Here is a 16,265-nt window from a genome sequence, read left to right as displayed (position 1 = left end):
AATTCTTTCTCCAACGGATGCGGGAATCTACGGCGCCACCGCCGGGTGGCGGGGCCTTGCAGCCTGTGGCCTAGCGGGTGGCTCAGGCCTGGTGCTTGAGGATGTAGTCGGTCGCGTCGCCGACGGTCTTGAGGTTCTTGACGTCCTCGTCGGGGATCTTGACGTCGAAGCGCTCCTCGGCGGCGACGACGACCTCGACCATGGACAGCGAGTCGACGTCCAGGTCGTCGGTGAAGGACTTGTCCAGCTGGACGTCCTCAACCGGGATGCCGGCGATCTCGTTCACGATCTCGGCGAGACCTTCGACGATCTCTTCCTGAGTGGCGGCCATGTTGGCGCTCCTTCTTCGATAATCCAGACGGTTTGTGGCATTTTCGCCCGTACCGGATCGCATGATCCGGCACGGAGTGCCTAGGGGAGGGTAACGACCGTGGCGGCGTAGACGAGACCCGCCCCGAATCCGATGACGAGCGCGGTGTCGCCGCTCTTCGCCTCCCCGGTTGCCAGGAGCCGCTCCATCGCGAGCGGGATCGAGGCGGCCGAGGTGTTGCCGGTGGTGCGGATGTCACGGGCGACCGTGACGTGCTCCGGCAGCTTCAGCGTCTTCACCATCGAATCGATGATCCGCACGTTGGCCTGGTGCGGGATGAAGACGTCCAGGTCGTCCGGGGTGATTCCGGCCGCGTCCAGCGCCTGCTGGGCGACCTTCGCCATCTCGAACACGGCCCAGCGGAAGACCGCCTGGCCCTCCTGCGTGATCGCAGGGAACTTGATGTTGCCCTCGCTGTCCAGGGGCAGCGTGGAGACGTCGCCGACGTGGAAGCGGTCCCAGGGGACGGTCTGCTTGATCGTCCCCGACTTGTCGCCCTCGGAGCCCCACACGGTCGGGCCGATCGCCGGCTCCGCCGAGGGGCCGACCACGACCGCGCCGGCGCCGTCGCCGAACAGGAAGGCCGTGGCCCGGTCCTCCAGGTCGGTCAGGTCGCTCAGCCGCTCCACACCGATGACGAGGACGTACTCGGCGGAACCTTCCACCACCATGCCCTTGGCGAGCGTCAGGCCGTAGCCGAAGCCCGCGCAGCCGGCCGAGATGTCGAAGGCGGCGGCCTTGTCGGTGCCGAGCTTGTCGGCGATCTCGGTGGCGACGGCCGGGGTCTGGCTGAAGTGCGAGACGGTCGAGACGACGACCGCACCGATCTGCTCGGCGTCGATGCCGGCGTCCGCGATCGCCTTGCCGGAAGCCTCGATCGCCATCGCGGCCACGGTCTCGTCGGGGCCCGCCCAGTGCCGGGTCTCGATGCCGGAGCGCGAGCGGATCCACTCGTCGGAGGAGTCGATCTTTTCGAGGATCACCTCGTTCGGCACGACCCGGGTCGGCCGGTAACCGCCGACGCCGATGATGCGCGCATACGGGGCGCCCTTGCTGGGCTTGATCTTCGGCATGCTGCTCGGACTCCTTGTCAGGCGCCCGCCGCGTCAGCGGCAGGTGTTGACGCCTCGGCGATGAGCTCGCGAGCGGCGTCGAGGTCGGCGGGGGTCTTCAGGGCCAGCGTCGCGACGCCGGGCAGGGCACGCTTGGCCAGGCCCGTCAGGGTGCCGCCCGGGCACACCTCGATGATCGCGGTGACGCCCAGCTCCTTGAAGGTCTCCATGCACAGGTCCCAGCGGACCGGGTTGGCGACCTGGCCGACCAGCCGCTCCAGCACCTCGGCGCCGGAGGCGACGGTCCGGCCGTCCTTGTTGGAGACGTAGGTCAGCTCGGGGTCGGCCGGCGACAGCTCCGCCGCGGCCTTCTCCAGGGTCTCGACCGCGGGGGCCATGTGGCGGGTGTGGAAGGCACCGGCCACCTTCAGCGGAACGACCTTGCGCACGCCCTCGGGCTTGTCCTCGCTCAGCGCCGCCAGCTGCTCCAGCGTGCCCGCGGCGACGATCTGGCCCGCACCGTTGATGTTCGCCGGGGTCAGGCCCAGCTTCTCCAGGTGCGGGAGGGTCACCTCGGGGGCGCCGCCGAGCAGCGCCGCCATGCCGGTCTCGGTGATCGCGGCGGCGTCGGCCATCGCCAGACCCCGCTTGCGGACGAGACCGAGGGCGGCCGTGTCGTCCAGGACACCGGCGAAGGCGGCGGCGGTGATCTCGCCGACGCTGTGGCCGGCGACAGCGCCCGGCGCGATCTCGGACATGTCACCGAGTGCCGCGGCGGACAGGATGCCGGCGGCGACCAGCAGCGGCTGGGCCACCGCGGTGTCACGGATGGCGTCGGCATCGGCCTGGGTCCCGTAGTGGACCAGGTCCAGTCCGATGGCGTCCGACCATGCGGCGACACGGTCCGCGGCACCGGGCAGTTCGAGCCAGGGAGTCAGGAAGCCGGGCGTCTGGGCGCCCTGGCCGGGAGCGACGAGTACGAGCACTCTCACACTCTCTCTTGGGGACGGCCGAGGCCGCCCGTGAGGACAGGGACGAAGAACACGGAGGCCTTTTGTGGGCCCCCGACAAAACCCTATGGCTGGGCTTCACCATCGGCCAGACGCCCCAGGATGAGCGCGATCCGTAGTGTGAACGCGGATCGTACATCCGAAGGCGACCAACCGGTGACGTCAGTCACACGTCGGAGCCGGTAGCGCACGGTGTTCGGGTGAACGAAGAGCATTCTCGCCGCGCCTTCCAGACTGCTCGCCTGCTCCAGGTAGACACTCAGGGTTTCCAGGAGCGCCGAGCCGGCTTCCTCCAGCGGTCTGTAGATCTCCTCCACCAGCTGCTCACGGGCGCTGGGATCCCCCGCGATGGCCCGCTCCGGCAGCAGATCGTCCGCCAGCACCGGGCGCGGCGCATCCTGCCAGGCGGAACACGCCTTCAGCCCCGCGGCGGCGGCCTGCGCGGACCGGGTGGCGGCCAGCAGATCGGGTACGACGGGCCCGGCGACGACCGCTCCCGCGGCGAACGGCCCGATCAGCGACCTGGCGACGGCGAGCGGGTTGTCGCTGCCGCCCGCGACGACGACGAGGCGGTCCCCGAGCACCCCCGTGAGGACCTGGAGCTTGGCGTGCCGGGCGGCCCGCCGGATGGCCTCGACGGTCAGCTCGCTGTCCCCGTCGGGCGCGGTCCCGAGCACGACGCACACATGCTCGGGCGAGTTCCAGCCGAGTGCCGCGGCCCGGCTCACGGCCCCCTCGTCCGCCTCTCCGCTGAGCACGGCGTTCACGACCAGCGACTCCAGCCGCGCGTCCCAGGCACCCCGTGCCTCGGCGGCCTGGGCGTACACCTGGGCGGTGGCGAAGGCGATCTCCCGGGCGTACACCAGCAGCGCCTCGCGCAGCACCCTCTCGTCCCCGGGCGCCGCCACCTCGTCGATGGCGGACTCCATGACCTCGATCGTGGTCCGCACCATCTCCACGGTCTGGCGCAGCGTGATGGCCCGGGTCAGCTCGCGGGGCGCGGTCCCGAAGACGTCCGTGGAGATCGCCTGGGGCGCCTCCGGCCGCCGGAACCACTCGGTGAAGGCCGCGATGCCCGCCTGCGCGACGAGACCGATCCAGGAACGGTTCTCCGGTGGCATGGCCCGGTACCACGGCAGGGTCTCGTCCATGCGCGCGATGGCTTGCGCGGCGAGACTCCCGGAGGACTTCTCCAGCCGCTTCAGGGTCGCGGAGTGCGGGTGGACGTCGTGGACTCGGGGACCGCCGGAGTGGGATTCGGGTTCGGGCACGGGGACAAGACTGCCTTATCCGGACGGGCGGGTGCGTCGCCGGGGCTGTGCCCGACGGCTCGCCCGCCTCCCGGGCGCCTCGGCCGGCTCCGGCTCCCCGGCGGCCGGCGCGCGGGTCCGCGGGACGTCGGCGGGCCCGCGCCCCCGGGCGGGACGCCGGGTCCGGCGGGACTAACGTGGGGCCCGTGATGGACGTACGGCGCGCCGGCGAGCGCTACCACGGAGGGGACCCGGAAGCCGGGATCGACACCCGCCACGCCTTCTCCTTCGGCCCGCACTACGACCCCGGCAACCTGCGGTTCGGTGCGGTGATCGCCTGCAACGAGGAGCGGCTCGCCCCCGGCGCCGGCTTCGACGAGCACCCGCACAGCCACACCGAGATCGTCACGTGGGTGGTCGAGGGCGAACTGACCCACCGCGACTCGGCGGGCCACGAGACCCGGGTCCGCCCCGGGGACGTTCAGCACCTCGGCGCGGCGGCGGGCGTACGGCACGTGGAACGCAACGACGGGGACGTCCCGCTGACCTTCGTCCAGATGTGGCTGACGCCACGCGAACCGGGCGGCGAGCCCTCCTACGCCCTCGTCCCGGGCATCGCCGACTCCACTCCCTACGCCGTCCCGGCCGCGGGCGCGATGCTCCACGTGCGCCGCCCGGGCCCGGGGGAGCGGACGGCGGTGCCGGACGCGGCGTACGTGTACCTGCACGTGGTGCGGGGCGAGGTCGTGCTGGCCGGGGAGACGCTGGGGGCGGGCGACGCGGCGCGGATCACGGGGGCGGAAGGGATGGAGGCGGTGGCGGCGACCGCCGCGGAACTGCTGCTGTGGGAGATGGCGCCGTAGCCAGGGCCCCGCGGCCCCACGACCGTCGGTCCGGCCGGGGCTCCGGCGCGGCCGGCCCCCTCCACGCGGCGGAGCCGCACCTCGAACGCGGCCCCGCGCCCCCGCGGGACGGCTCCCTCAGCCCCGCAGCTCTCCCAGCACCGCGTCCGTGAACACCGGCCACGCCTCGATCGCCCAGGGCCCGAACGCCCGGTCCGTCAGCGCGACCCCCGCCACCCCGGCGTCGGGGTCGGTCCACAGGAACGTGCCGGACTGACCGAAGTGGCCGAACGTCCGGGGGGAGGACGAAGAGCCCGTCCAGTGCGGCGACTTGCCGTCACGGATCTCGAAGCCCAGGCCCCAGTCGTTGGGGTTCTGGTGGCCGTAGCCCGGCAGGACGCCCTTCGTCCCCGGGTACTGCACGGTCATCGCCGCCGCCACCGTCCGCGGGTCCAGCAGCCGCGGCGCCTGCACCTCCGCCGCGAACCGCAGCAGATCCGTCACCGTCGACACCCCGTCCTTCGCCGGTGAGCCCTCCAGCGACGTCGCCGTCATGCCCAGCGGCTCCAGCACGGCCTGCCGCAGATACTCGGCGAACGGGATGTCCGTCGCCTTGGCGATGTGGTCCCCGAGCTGCTCGAACCCGGCGTTGGAGTACAGCCGCCGCTCCCCGGGCGGAGCCGTCACCCGGTGCTCGTCGAAGGCCAGCCCGGAGGTGTGCGCCAGCAGATGGCGGACCGTCGACCCGGGCGGACCGGCCGGCTCGTCCAGCTCGACGGCACCCTCCTCGTACGCGACGAGCGCCGCGTAGGCCGCGAGGGGCTTGGTGACGGAGGCCAGCGGGAAGCGGTGCCCGACGGGACCGTGCGTCCCGAGGACGGTCCCGTCGGCTCGTACGACACCCGCCGCGGCGGTGGGGACGGGCCAGTTCTCGATCAGCGCCAGACTCTGCAACGACATGGGCCCGAGCCTATGCGGCTCGTGGCGGCAGCCGCATCGACGGGGTCGGGGTCCCCCGCCGGCCCCGGGTCGGGGCCCGGCGTACGGTGGCCCGGCCGGTCGCCGGGGCGACCGGCCGGGTCCTGCCGGATTCTTGCCGGACCGGCTTGCTTGGAGTGCACTCGAAGGCCATAGCGTGGGGGCATGACGGTGATGCAGACCACGCCAGCGGCCACCGAGAGCGCCACCCCCGCCGACATCTGCTCCGCCCCGCCCCGGCGCCACCCCCGCCCCGACGGCCAGGACCGCTACACGATCAGCGAGGTCGTCGCGTTCACCGGTCTGACCGCGCACACGCTGCGCTGGTACGAGCGGATCGGCCTGATGCCGCACGTCGACCGCTCGCACACCGGTCAGCGCCGCTACAGCAACCGCGACCTGGACTGGCTGGACTTCGTGACCAAGCTCCGGCTGACCGGCATGCCGGTGGCGGACATGGTCCGGTACGCGGAACTGGTCAGGGCGGGCGAGCACACCTACGCGGAGCGCCGCGCCCTGCTGGAGTCGACCCGCAGGGACGTCCTGACCCGCGTCGCCGAACTGCGGGACACACTCGCCGTACTCGACCGGAAGATCAGCTTCTACGCGACGGAGGGCACCACACGATGACCGACGCCAGGATCCCGACGACACGGCTCGGCGAAGCCGGCCCCGTGGTCGGCGTACAGGGCCTCGGCTGCATGGGCATGAGCTTCGCCTACGGCCCCACGGACGCCGGGCAGGCGCGTGCCGCGCTGGACCGGGCGCTGGAGCTGGGGGTGACGCTGTACGACACGGCGGACGCCTACGGCGCCGGGGACAACGAGCGGTTCCTGTCCCCGTTCTTCCGGGCGCACCGGGACGAGGTGGTCATCGCCACCAAGTTCGCCCTGGCGATCCCGCCGGACGACCCGACGAAGCGGATCATCCGCAACGACGCGCCGTACATCCGCGAGGCCGTCGAGGCCAGCCTGAAGCGGCTCGGCGTCGACGTGATCGACCTCTACTACATGCACCGCCGCGATGTGAACGTCCCCGTCGAGGAGACCGTCGGCACGATGGCGGAGCTGGTCCGCGAGGGCAAGGTCAAGCATCTCGGGCTCAGCGAGGTCACCGCCGACGAGCTGCGCGCGGCGCACGCCGTGCACCCGATCGCGGCCGTGCAGTCGGAGTGGTCCCTGTTCAGCCGGGACATCGAGGCGAGGGTGGTACCGGCCGCGCGGGAGCTGGGCGTCGCCCTCGTGCCGTACTCCCCGCTCGGCCGCGGCTTCCTCACCGGGTCCTTCGCCGACGCCGAGCGGGACCTCACGGCCGACGACTTCCGCCGCCAGCACCCGCGCTTCACCGGCGCGAACGCGACCGCCAACGCGGCCCTCCTGGCGCCGCTCCGGACGGTCGCCGAGGCGCACGGCGCCACCCTCGGCCAGATCGCCCTCGCCTGGGTGCAGCAGCGGGCGGTGACCGACGGGCTGACGGTGGTCCCCATCCCGGGCACCCGCAAGCCGGGCAGGGTGGCGGAGAACCTGGCGGCGACCCGCATCACCCTGACCGACGAGGAACTGGCCCTGCTGGACCCGATCGCCGCCAAGGTGGCGGGCAACCGCTACGCGGACATGACGTTCGCCTCCGCGGGACGGGAGTAGCTCACAGCTCCGCCAGCAGTTCCGCTTTCTTGCTGGAGAACTCCTCGTCGGTGACCAGCCCGGCCTGGTGCAGCTCCCCGAGATGCCGGATCCGCTCGGCGATGTCGGCGGGGTCGCGCCGCGCCGGGGCCGGTACCGCGGGTACCGGCCCGCGGGTGCGGACGGCCGCCAGCACCGCCGCGGCGAACGGCAGCGACTCGTGCACCGGCCCGTAGCCCAGACCGAAGACCACCGCGGCCGGGTCCTGGTCCGGCTGCACCGGCCGGCCGGAGCCCGGGTCCCGGGGCAGCAGCCGCAGATGCCCCTCGAACACCTCCGGCGACCGCCACTCCACCCCGCTCAGCCCGGTCACCGCGAAACTCTGGTCGCCCGCCTTCCACTTCGCCGAGGACGCCCCCGTCCAGGACCAGCGGAACTGCACGGACGTCCCGTCGAAGGACGCCTTGCCGTCGTACGCCTTGAACTGCAGCGGTGCCTCGGGCGCCGCCACCAGGTGCCGCTCGGCGGGGCCGGACTCGGTCAGCAGCCCCTTCAGCTCGTCGGCGTAGTACTCGGCGAGGGTCTCCCGCTCGGCCGGCAGCACCAGCCGGTACGGGTCGGAGCCCTCCTTCAGCTGGCCGTCGGCCGCCTCCATCAGCGGATCCGCGCCGGGGCGCGGCACCAGACGCAGGGCGACCGTGCCGCGCTTGCCCGGGGCGAGGGTCACGCCCTCGACCGCGGACAGCGGGATCCGCCGCTCGCCGAGTGCCTGGAACAGCTTCGGTGTCCGAATCCCCCGTTCGTAACGGATGAGCACGGAGTCGGACTCGAACTCCCAGACGGCATGAAAACCCGCCAGTACGTCACCCATGCGGCTCATCGTATGCGGCACGTGCTCCTCCGTCGCCACCCGCGCAGACCGCACTTCCTGCTGTTTCTACGCGCGTCCGGCCGTCGTCGTGCCGGACAGACCGGACCGGCACGCATCGTTCTCCCGTGCGCACGTGACCTCGTCGTACGCGCCCACGCCGATGGAGGCGAGGTTGCGCAGACTGTCCGTGCCGGGCTCGAAGTAACCGCTGTGCCCCTGGGCGTCCCGGGCCGACAGCACCCGCGCCCCGAACGCCGAGGACACCGGGTCGGCGCCGTGACCGAGGCCGCCCAGCTCCAGATAAGGCACGTCCTGCACCCAGTCGCTGGCGTCCCGCATGGCCCACACCCGGGCCGACGTGCCCAGGTGGGAGGCGCTGGTGACGCGCATGCCGGGGCTCGCGGCCACCGCTATGTCGGAGACCCGGCGGGGCATGTCCTGGGCGGCGACCCCGCAGACCACCGAGCCGTAGCTGTGACAGAACATCGACACCGGGGCCCGGCCGGGCAGGGCGCGCAGCAGCGCGTTCAGCCGTACGGCGCCCTCCTCCGCGCGCAGTCCGGTGGCCGCGTCCACCCCGAGCCCGTCGGGGGAGGTGTAGTCGGCCCAGGCGATCACGGCCGTGCGGGTCCCGGGGCTCGCCGTGCGCTCGGCCGCGTACAGGGCCTTGGCCATGCCGACCGGGGCGCTGTACCTGCGGTACGTCCGCTGGAAGGTGAGCAGGTCGGTGTCGACACCGGGGACGACGACCGAGACCCGCCGGGCCGAGGGCAGGTCGCCGAACACCTCGGCGATCCGGCCCGAGCCCGCGGGGTCGAAGGCAAGGATCTGCCGGCCGGGGTTCAGCAGGGACTCGTAGCGGTGCATCCGGCGGCCGGCGTCCTGCTGGCCCGCCGTGCTCAGCCGGCTGTCGTGCATCCGTTTCTTCTCGACCTTGCGGGCCTGCTCCAGCGCGATGTGGTTGGCCCGGTAGCGCAGGGAGACGGGGGCGCCGTTCATGTTGCCGACCGCGAGCGGGTAGCGGTGGGCGAGGCGGTCGCGCTCGTGCGGGGTGAGCGAGGCGAAGAAACGGGTGAGGCGCGCCGGGGCGGACTCGGGGTCCGGCAGGTGGTGGCCGTGGATGCGGCCGTGCTCCCACTTGGCGAGCGAGGCCAGCAGCGCCGTCGACTCCCGGTGACTGCGCAGCGCGGTCCAGCCGGTGGTCGCGAGCATCACGAACACCACGGCCAGGGCCAGCAGTGCGCGCCAGACGTTGAGTTGCGGGGAGGTGTCGAAGGAAGTCACTGGGAGGACACACTAGGAGAACGAGCGGGTCTCGGGGTAACCGAGTGACAGGGATCACGTTTCGGTGAACGGCGGACACGGAGCCGACGATCTACGGTGCGCCGCCTCCGAGTTCACCCGAAGCCGCTTCGGGGTTCGCCCGGAGCCGTGCCCGCGTTCCGCCGGACGCCCTGTCAACGACCTCAGGTGGCGCGCCAGTTTCCGGTGAGCGCCGAACCCACCTGATCGAGGTACGCCGCGGTGAGCGTACGGATGGATTCCACGCTGAAGTCGTCGCTCGTGCACCACTGCCGTTCGGTGACGCGAATCACCCCGCCGAAGACGGCCACCGTGAGCCGGGGCCGGGGGTCGGTGTCCACGTCGACGCCCTCCCGTTCGGCCAGCACGCGCGCGAGCGCCTCCTCGGCCGCCGCCGACCGGCGCAGATGGGCGGCGAGCAGCGCGGGCGTGGCATCGATCGTCCGGTACATGCGCAGATACAGCTCGACCGGGACGACCGAGTCGACGGTCTCCCGGATGGCGTCCCAGCCTTCCAGGAACGCCTGCCGGAGGGCCTTCATGGGCGCCTCGTGCGCGGGGCGCGCGCGTACCGCCGCCACGAAGGCCGCCTCGGTCATCTGCTGCACCGCGAAGGCCACGTCCTCCTTGCCCGCGAAGTAGCGGAAGAAGGTGCGCTGCGAGACGTCGACGGCCTCGGCGATCTCGTCGATGGTCGTCCGCTCGTACCCCTGGGTGGTGAACAGTTCGAGAGCGGCCCGCAGCAGCGATTCCCGCGTACGCCGCTTCTTGCGCTCACGCAGCGTCTCCATGGCCCCTCTCCTGTCTACGGCCGGCCGGCCCAGCCTATGTCGGGATGTCGTGTCAGTGACCGCCTTGTGAATTGGTTTGTCAATTGTCAGCGACTGTCACTAACCTGAGTTTATGACTAGTCAGACCACCATCGACGCGACGGGGCCGGGGGACGACGTACCGGTACCCCCGTCGGGGCCGCAACCGGGCGCGGGCCTGCGCGGCCATCCGTGGCTCACGCTCATCACCGTCGCCGTAGGGGTCATGATGGTGGCCCTGGACGGCACCATCGTGGCCATCGCCAACCCGGCGATCCGCGACGACCTGAACGCGTCCTTCGCCGACGTGCAGTGGGTCTCCAACGCCTACTTCCTCGCCCTCGCGGTCACCCTGATCACCGCGGGCAAGCTCGGTGACCGCTTCGGCCACCGGCAGACCTTCCTCATCGGCGTGACCGGCTTCGCCGCCGCCTCCGGCGCCATCGGGCTGTCCGGCACCATCGCCGCGGTCGTGACCTTCCGGGTCTTCCAGGGCCTGTTCGGCGCGCTGCTGATGCCGGCCGCGCTCGGCGTGCTGCGGGCCACGTTCCCGGCCGAGAAGCTCAACATGGCCATCGGCGTGTGGGGCATGGTGATCGGTGCCTCCACGGCCGGCGGCCCGATCCTCGGCGGTGTCCTCGTCGAGCACGTCAACTGGCAGTCGGTGTTCTTCATCAACGTGCCGGTCGGTGTCGTCGCGCTGCTCCTCGGCTCGCTGATCCTGCTGGACCACCGCGCCGAGAACGCCCCGCGCTCCTTCGACATCCCCGGCATCGTCCTGCTGTCCGGCGCGATGTTCTGCCTGGTCTGGGCGCTCATCAAGGCTCCGACCTGGGGCTGGGGCGACGCCCGGACCCTGCTGTTCCTCGCCGGGTCCGTCGTGCTCTTCGCCGTCTTCTCCTTCTGGGAGACGCGGGTCGCCGAGCCGCTGATCCCGCTGGGCCTGTTCCGCTCGGTCGCCCTGTCGGCGGGTGTCGTCCTGATGATGCTGATGGCCATCGCCTTCATGGGCGGCCTGTTCTTCGTGACGTTCTACCTGCAGAAGGTCCACGGGATGAGCCCGGTCAAGGCCGGCGCCCACCTGCTGCCGCTCACCGGCATGATCATCATCGGCTCGCCGCTCGCCGGCGCCGCGATCACCAGGTTCGGCCCGCGCATCCCGCTGGCCTTCGGCATGGCCGTGACCGCGGGCGCGCTGTGCGGCATGTCGACGCTCGAGGTCGACACCGGCAGCGGCATGATGTCCCTCTGGTTCGCGCTGCTCGGCCTCGGCCTCGCGCCGGTCATGGTGGGCGCCACCGAGGTCATCGTCGGCAACGCGCCCCTGGAGCTGTCCGGTGTGGCCGGCGGTCTCCAGCAGGCGGGGATGCAGATCGGCAGCAGCCTCGGCACGGCGGTGCTGGGTGCCGTGATGGCCTCCAAGGTCGACAGCGTGCTGCCCGGCAAGTGGGCGGACGCGGGACTGCCGAAGCTGACCCCCGATCAGCTGGACAAGGCGTCCGAGGCGGTCCAGGTCGGCGTGGCCCCGGTGACGAAGGACATGCCGGAACCGGTCGTCGCGAAGATCACCGCCGTCACGCACGACACCTTCATCTCCGGTATGAGCCTCGCCTCCCTCGTCGCGGCCGGCGTGGCGCTGTTCGCCGTCCTCGTCGCGCTGTTCACCAAGCGCGGCGCGAACGCGGAGGCGGGTGCGGAGGCGGGCGTCGGCCACATCTGACCCCGCGGTTCATGCCCCTTCCCGGCGGAGTTCCCCTATCAGGGTGACTCCGCTAAAGAATCCTCGCTCCCGGTACGCGCCGCAGGTCACAGTGGGTCAAGTCCTCCGCATGGCATGGGAGGAACGCCGGGCCGCGGCGCGCGCTGCCGGAGGGGGGTGGCGCGCGCAGGTCTGCCGGTGCCGAACCGGGGTACCCGCACACCGAAGCCGAACTGTGCAGAGACCCCAGGGAGTTGATGATGGCGGGCTTCGGGCAAGGAACGCGCGGGTACCCCCGGTCACGCGGCCGGACGTGGCGGCGGAGCGGGCCGGACCGTGCGACGCTCGGGATCATCGGCGCCATCTGTGCGGTCGCCGGCTTCTTCGCGCTGGGCATCGTGCTGGGCCCGGTGGCGATCTTCTGCGGCTGGCAGTCGATGGGCCGCAAGTGGTCCGGCGACGGCAACGTGCCGGCCCTGGTGGCCCTGGTCCTGGGTGCGATCGACACCCTGCTGGCCCTCATCGCCCTGGTGGGCGTGGCCACCTGGAGCAACGGACTGCTGTAGGCCGGCCGTCGCCGTGCCGTCGGGCCACGCGTGCGCCCGGTGCGGCGGGCGACCGGTCAGCGCCGCTGCTCCTGCCGCTCCGCCAGCCGGGCCACCTCGGCCCGCAGCAGCCGGACCTCCTCGGTCAGGGAGGCGATCGCCTCCGTCTGCCGCCGCTCCTCCACGTCGTCCTTCTCGAACCGCGCGATGAACCACGCGGCGATGTTCGCGGTCACGACACCCAGCAGCGCGATCCCCGAGAGCATCAGCCCGACCGCGATCATCCGGCCCAGGCCGGTCGTGGGGGCGTGGTCGCCGTAGCCGACGGTCGTCATCGTCGTGAAGGACCACCACACCGCGTCACCCAGCGTCCGGATGTTCCCCTGCGGCGACGCCCGCTCCACGGACAGCACCGCGAGCGAGCCGAACATCAGCAGCCCGATCACGGCTCCGACGACATAGGTGGTCAGCCGGATCTGCGGGGCCATCCGCGCCCGCCGGCCCACGAGCAGCAGGGTCGACACCAGCCGCAGCAGCCGTAGCGGCTGGAGCACGGGCAGGACGACCGCGCACAGGTCCAGCCAGTGCCGTCGCACGAACTCCCTGCGCCGTGGGGCGAGAGCCAGCCGGACCAGGTAGTCGAGGGCGAACGCCCCCCACACCAGCCACTCCACCACCGTGCACGCGGACGTCACGGAGGGACCGGCGGAAGCGTCCACGATCGGCACCGCGTACGCGACGGCGAAGGCCACCGCGAGCGCCAACAGCGGCCGCTGGGTGTGCCGCTCCCACCGCGCCTGCGCCGACAGCTGATCCATGAACGCAATCGTAAAGAACGAGTAAGGGCGATGGAGAATCGAACTCCACCGCCCTCAGCGCCCCGAAGGGGCGCGGGCAACCGCGCGACCGGGCTGCCCGGACCCGCACATCCCCCCGGCCCCGGCCCGGTCGGCCGAAGCCGGGCGCAGCTCGACGCCCGGTCGGCCGCAGCCGGGCGCAGCGCTACGCGTCGCCGCCCGCCGCCCCCGGGTCCGCCGCCGAGACGTCCAGCAGCTGGTACCGGTCGATGGCCTGCTTCAGCACGGACCGGTCGACCTTGCCCTCGCGCGCCAGCTCCGTCAGCACCGCGACCACGATCGACTGGGCGTCGATGTGGAAGAAGCGGCGCGCGGCACCGCGGGTGTCGGCGAAGCCGAAGCCGTCGGCGCCGAGGGACTGGTACGTGCCGGGCACCCAGCGCGCGATCTGGTCCGGAACCGACCGCATCCAGTCGGACACGGCCACGAACGGACCCTCGGCGCCGCTGAGCTTCCGGGTCACGAACGGCACCCGCTGCTCCTCCTCGGGATGCAGCAGGTTGTGCCGCTCGCACGCCACGGCCTCGCGGCGCAGCTCGTTCCAGGAGGTCGCGGACCACACGTCCGCCCTGACGTTCCACTCCTCGCCGAGGATCCGCTGCGCCTCCAGCGCCCACGGGACCGCGACACCGGACGCCATGATCTGCGCCGGGACGGCGCCGCGGGTGCCCTCGCCGAGCTTGTGGACGCCCTTGAGGATGCCCTCGACGTCCACGTTCGCCGGCTCGGCCGGGTGCTGGATGGGCTCGTTGTAGACGGTGAGGTAGTAGAAGACGTCCTCGCCGTGCGGATGCTCCTCGGAGCTGCCGTACATCCGGCGCAGCCCGTCCTGCACGATGTGCGCGATCTCGTAGGCGTACGCCGGGTCGTACGCCACGCACGCCGGGTTGGTGGAGGCCAGCAGCTGTGAGTGGCCGTCCGCGTGCTGGAGCCCCTCACCGGTCAGGGTCGTACGGCCGGCGGTGGCGCCCAGCACGAACCCGCGCGCCAGCTGGTCGGCCATCTGCCAGAACTGGTCGCCGGTGCGCTGGAAACCGAACATCGAGTAGAAGACGTACACCGGGATCAGCGGCTCGCCGTGCGTGGCGTACGCCGAGCCCGCCGCGATCAGCGAGGCCGTGCAACCGGCCTCGGAGATGCCGTCGTGCAGCATCTGGCCGGTCGGCGACTCCTTGTAGGCCAGGAGCAGCTCCCGGTCCACCGACTCGTACTGCTGGCCGAGCGGATTGTAGATCTTCGCACTCGGGAAGAAGGAGTCCATGCCGAAGGTGCGGTACTCGTCCGGCGCGATCAGCACGAACCTCTTGCCGATCTCCTTGTCCCGCATGAGGTCCTTGAGGAGGCGCACAAAGGCCATGGTCGTCGCGATGGACTGCTGGCCCGTGCCCTTCTTCACGGTCGCGTACGTCTTGTCGTCCGGCAGGGCGAGCGGCTCGGAGCGTACGACGCGGGTCGGGACGTAGCCGCCGAGCCCCTTGCGGCGGTCGTGCATGTACTGGATCTCCGCCGAGTCCGGGCCCGGGTGGTAGTACGGCGGCGGGCCGGACTCCAGCTCCTTGTCGGAGATCGGCAGGTGCAGACGGTCCCGGAAGCGCTTGAGGTCGTCGACCGTCAGCTTCTTCATCTGGTGCGTGGCGTTGCGGCCCTCGAAGTTCGGGCCCAGGGTCCAGCCCTTGACCGTCTTGGCCAGGATGACCGTCGGCTGGCCCTTGTGCTCCAGGGCCGCCTTGTACGCGGCGTAGATCTTCCGGTGGTCGTGACCGCCGCGGCCCAGCATCAGGATCTGGTGGTCGGTCATGTTCTCGACCATCGCGCGCAGCCGGTGGTCCTCGCCGAAGAAGTGCTCGCGGATGTAGGAGCCGGACTCGGTGGCGTAGGTCTGGAACTGCCCGTCGGGGGTCGTGTTCATCTTGTTGACCAGGACGCCGTCGCGGTCCTGGGCGAGCAGCGGGTCCCAGGAGCGGTCCCAGATCAGCTTGATCACGTTCCAGCCGGCGCCCCGGAAGACCGACTCCAGCTCCTGGATGACCTTGCCGTTGCCGCGCACCGGGCCGTCCAGCCGCTGCAGGTTGCAGTTGACCACGAAGGTCAGGTTGTCCAGGCCCTCGCGGGCGGCCAGGGTGAGCTGGCCGAGCGACTCGGGCTCGTCCATCTCGCCGTCGCCGAGGAACGCCCACACGTGCGACCGGGAGGTGTCGGCGATGCCGCGCGCCTGCATGTAGCGGTTCATCCGCGCCTGGTAGATCGCGCCGAGCGGGCCGAGGCCCATGGAGACCGTCGGGAACTCCCAGAAGTCCGGCATCGAGCGCGGATGGGGGTAGCTCGACAGGCCGTCGGGGTACTTCGACTTCTCCTGGCGGAATCCGTCGAGCTGGTTCTCGGTGAGCCGGTCGAGCAGATACGCGCGGGCGTAGATGCCGGGGGAGGCGTGGCCCTGGAAGAAGACCTGGTCACCGCCGTCGCCCTCGTCCTTGCCGCGGAAGAAGTGGTTGAAGCCCACGTCGTACAGCGAGGCGGAGGAGGCGAAGGTGGCGATGTGGCCGCCGACGCCGATGCCGGGCCGCTGGGCGCGTGAGACCATCACGGCCGCGTTCCAGCGGGTCGCGTTGAGGATCTTGCGCTCGATCTCCTCGTTGCCGGGGAAGAACGGCTCGGCCCGGGTGGGGATCGTGTTGACGTAGTCCGTGCTGCGCATCTCGGGCACGGCCACGCGCCTCTCGCGGGCCCGCTCGATCAGGCGCAGCATGAGATAGCGGGCCCGCTCCCGGCCGCGCTCGTCGACGGCGGCGTCGAGGGAGTCGAGCCACTCCTGGGTCTCTTCGGGATCGAAGTCAGGAACCTGACTCGGAAGGCCGCCAATGATGATCGGGTTGCGATCGGATCCGGAAGGCACGCTGTTCCTTACCTGTCAGAGGGCGGGTTTCTCCACCTGCCTACACCGTTCCCCATCGTGTACCTCGGGAAGGCGTACGTCATCTCCACGGCCGTCACCACCGGAGCGGCAACCGGTGCCGCACCGATGCTCGGACGGTCAAAAGGCAACGATACGCCCGAGGTG

Annotated in this window: 15 protein-coding genes; 5 read left to right on the top strand and 10 right to left on the bottom strand. The window is 71.5% G+C overall.

The features are described 5' to 3' along the window. Nucleotides 1–82: 82 nt before the first annotated feature. The 4 genes from ACZ7KF_RS10495 to ACZ7KF_RS10480 form a co-directional block, all read right to left on the bottom strand. Nucleotides 83–331 carry an acyl carrier protein gene (locus ACZ7KF_RS10495; RefSeq protein ID WP_046425089.1) on the bottom strand — a complete coding sequence of 83 codons (249 nt, stop codon included), beginning with the start codon at nt 329–331 and terminating at the stop codon, nt 83–85. 80 nt (nt 332–411) lie between these two features. Continuing rightward, entirely contained in the window at nt 412–1,443 is a 1,032-nt protein-coding gene (locus ACZ7KF_RS10490; RefSeq protein ID WP_471071305.1) for a beta-ketoacyl-ACP synthase 3, read from the bottom strand. A gap of 17 nt (nt 1,444–1,460) precedes the next feature. Then, nucleotides 1,461–2,408 (bottom strand): ACP S-malonyltransferase, encoded by a 948-nt coding sequence (locus ACZ7KF_RS10485; RefSeq protein WP_471072230.1) that lies wholly within the window; start codon nt 2,406–2,408, stop codon nt 1,461–1,463. An 89-nt stretch (nt 2,409–2,497) separates the two neighbouring features. Beyond that, nucleotides 2,498–3,703 (bottom strand): PucR family transcriptional regulator, encoded by a 1,206-nt coding sequence (locus ACZ7KF_RS10480; protein ID WP_471071302.1) that lies wholly within the window; start codon nt 3,701–3,703, stop codon nt 2,498–2,500. 188 nt (nt 3,704–3,891) lie between these two features. Between ACZ7KF_RS10480 and ACZ7KF_RS10475 the strand changes: the two genes are divergently transcribed. After that, nucleotides 3,892–4,545: a pirin family protein gene (locus ACZ7KF_RS10475; protein ID WP_471072227.1), complete on the top strand. Its 654-nt coding sequence runs from the start codon at nt 3,892–3,894 to the stop codon at nt 4,543–4,545. Between the two features lie 117 nt (nt 4,546–4,662). Here ACZ7KF_RS10475 and ACZ7KF_RS10470 read toward each other — a convergent pair whose 3' ends face one another. Continuing rightward, entirely contained in the window at nt 4,663–5,484 is an 822-nt protein-coding gene (locus ACZ7KF_RS10470; RefSeq protein ID WP_471071299.1) for a serine hydrolase domain-containing protein, read from the bottom strand. A 183-nt stretch (nt 5,485–5,667) separates the two neighbouring features. Here ACZ7KF_RS10470 and ACZ7KF_RS10465 point away from each other — a divergent pair, with 183 nt between their 5' ends. Beyond that, nucleotides 5,668–6,132 (top strand): MerR family transcriptional regulator, encoded by a 465-nt coding sequence (locus ACZ7KF_RS10465; RefSeq protein WP_471071296.1) that lies wholly within the window; start codon nt 5,668–5,670, stop codon nt 6,130–6,132. After that, nucleotides 6,129–7,145, top strand: a complete 1,017-nt coding sequence (locus ACZ7KF_RS10460; RefSeq protein WP_471071293.1) for an aldo/keto reductase — start codon at nt 6,129–6,131, stop codon at nt 7,143–7,145. The genes ACZ7KF_RS10465 and ACZ7KF_RS10460 overlap by 4 nt, the downstream gene beginning before the upstream one ends. A 1-nt stretch (nt 7,146) precedes the next feature. Here the strand turns inward: ACZ7KF_RS10460 and ACZ7KF_RS10455 are convergent, their stop codons facing one another. The 3 genes from ACZ7KF_RS10455 to ACZ7KF_RS10445 all read right to left on the bottom strand — a co-directional run bounded on the left by ACZ7KF_RS10455 (nt 7,147) and on the right by ACZ7KF_RS10445 (nt 10,088). Continuing rightward, entirely contained in the window at nt 7,147–7,995 is an 849-nt protein-coding gene (locus tag ACZ7KF_RS10455) for a DUF4429 domain-containing protein (RefSeq protein ID WP_471071290.1), read from the bottom strand. A 66-nt stretch (nt 7,996–8,061) separates the two neighbouring features. Further along, nucleotides 8,062–9,279 carry an alpha/beta hydrolase gene (locus ACZ7KF_RS10450; RefSeq protein WP_471071287.1) on the bottom strand — a complete coding sequence of 406 codons (1,218 nt, stop codon included), beginning with the start codon at nt 9,277–9,279 and terminating at the stop codon, nt 8,062–8,064. A 182-nt stretch (nt 9,280–9,461) separates the two neighbouring features. Beyond that, entirely contained in the window at nt 9,462–10,088 is a 627-nt protein-coding gene (locus tag ACZ7KF_RS10445) for a TetR family transcriptional regulator (protein WP_471071284.1), read from the bottom strand. 112 nt (nt 10,089–10,200) lie between these two features. On the opposite strand from ACZ7KF_RS10445, the gene ACZ7KF_RS10440 reads away from it, so the two are divergent. Together ACZ7KF_RS10440 and ACZ7KF_RS10435 are read left to right on the top strand one after the other, a co-directional pair. Beyond that, nucleotides 10,201–11,826, top strand: coding sequence for an MFS transporter (locus ACZ7KF_RS10440; protein ID WP_471071282.1), 1,626 nt, complete (start codon nt 10,201–10,203; stop codon nt 11,824–11,826). A gap of 239 nt (nt 11,827–12,065) precedes the next feature. Continuing rightward, complete coding sequence (locus tag ACZ7KF_RS10435; protein ID WP_471072224.1) at nt 12,066–12,371, top strand: small hydrophobic protein; 306 nt, start codon at nt 12,066–12,068, stop codon at nt 12,369–12,371. 56 nt (nt 12,372–12,427) lie between these two features. On the opposite strand, the gene ACZ7KF_RS10430 is transcribed toward ACZ7KF_RS10435, so the two are convergent. Together ACZ7KF_RS10430 and aceE are read right to left on the bottom strand one after the other, a co-directional pair. Next, nucleotides 12,428–13,168: a potassium channel family protein gene (locus tag ACZ7KF_RS10430; RefSeq protein ID WP_471071279.1), complete on the bottom strand. Its 741-nt coding sequence runs from the start codon at nt 13,166–13,168 to the stop codon at nt 12,428–12,430. Between the two features lie 184 nt (nt 13,169–13,352). Continuing rightward, the gene (aceE, locus tag ACZ7KF_RS10425) at nt 13,353–16,100 is read right to left on the bottom strand and encodes a pyruvate dehydrogenase (acetyl-transferring), homodimeric type (RefSeq protein ID WP_471071276.1); all 2,748 of its coding nucleotides are present in this window, start codon (nt 16,098–16,100) and stop codon (nt 13,353–13,355) included. Nucleotides 16,101–16,265: the final 165 nt, after the last annotated feature.

The organism is Streptomyces sp. NPDC038200 (genome assembly GCF_055600785.1).
This window is presented reverse-complemented; position numbering and strand designations above follow the sequence as displayed.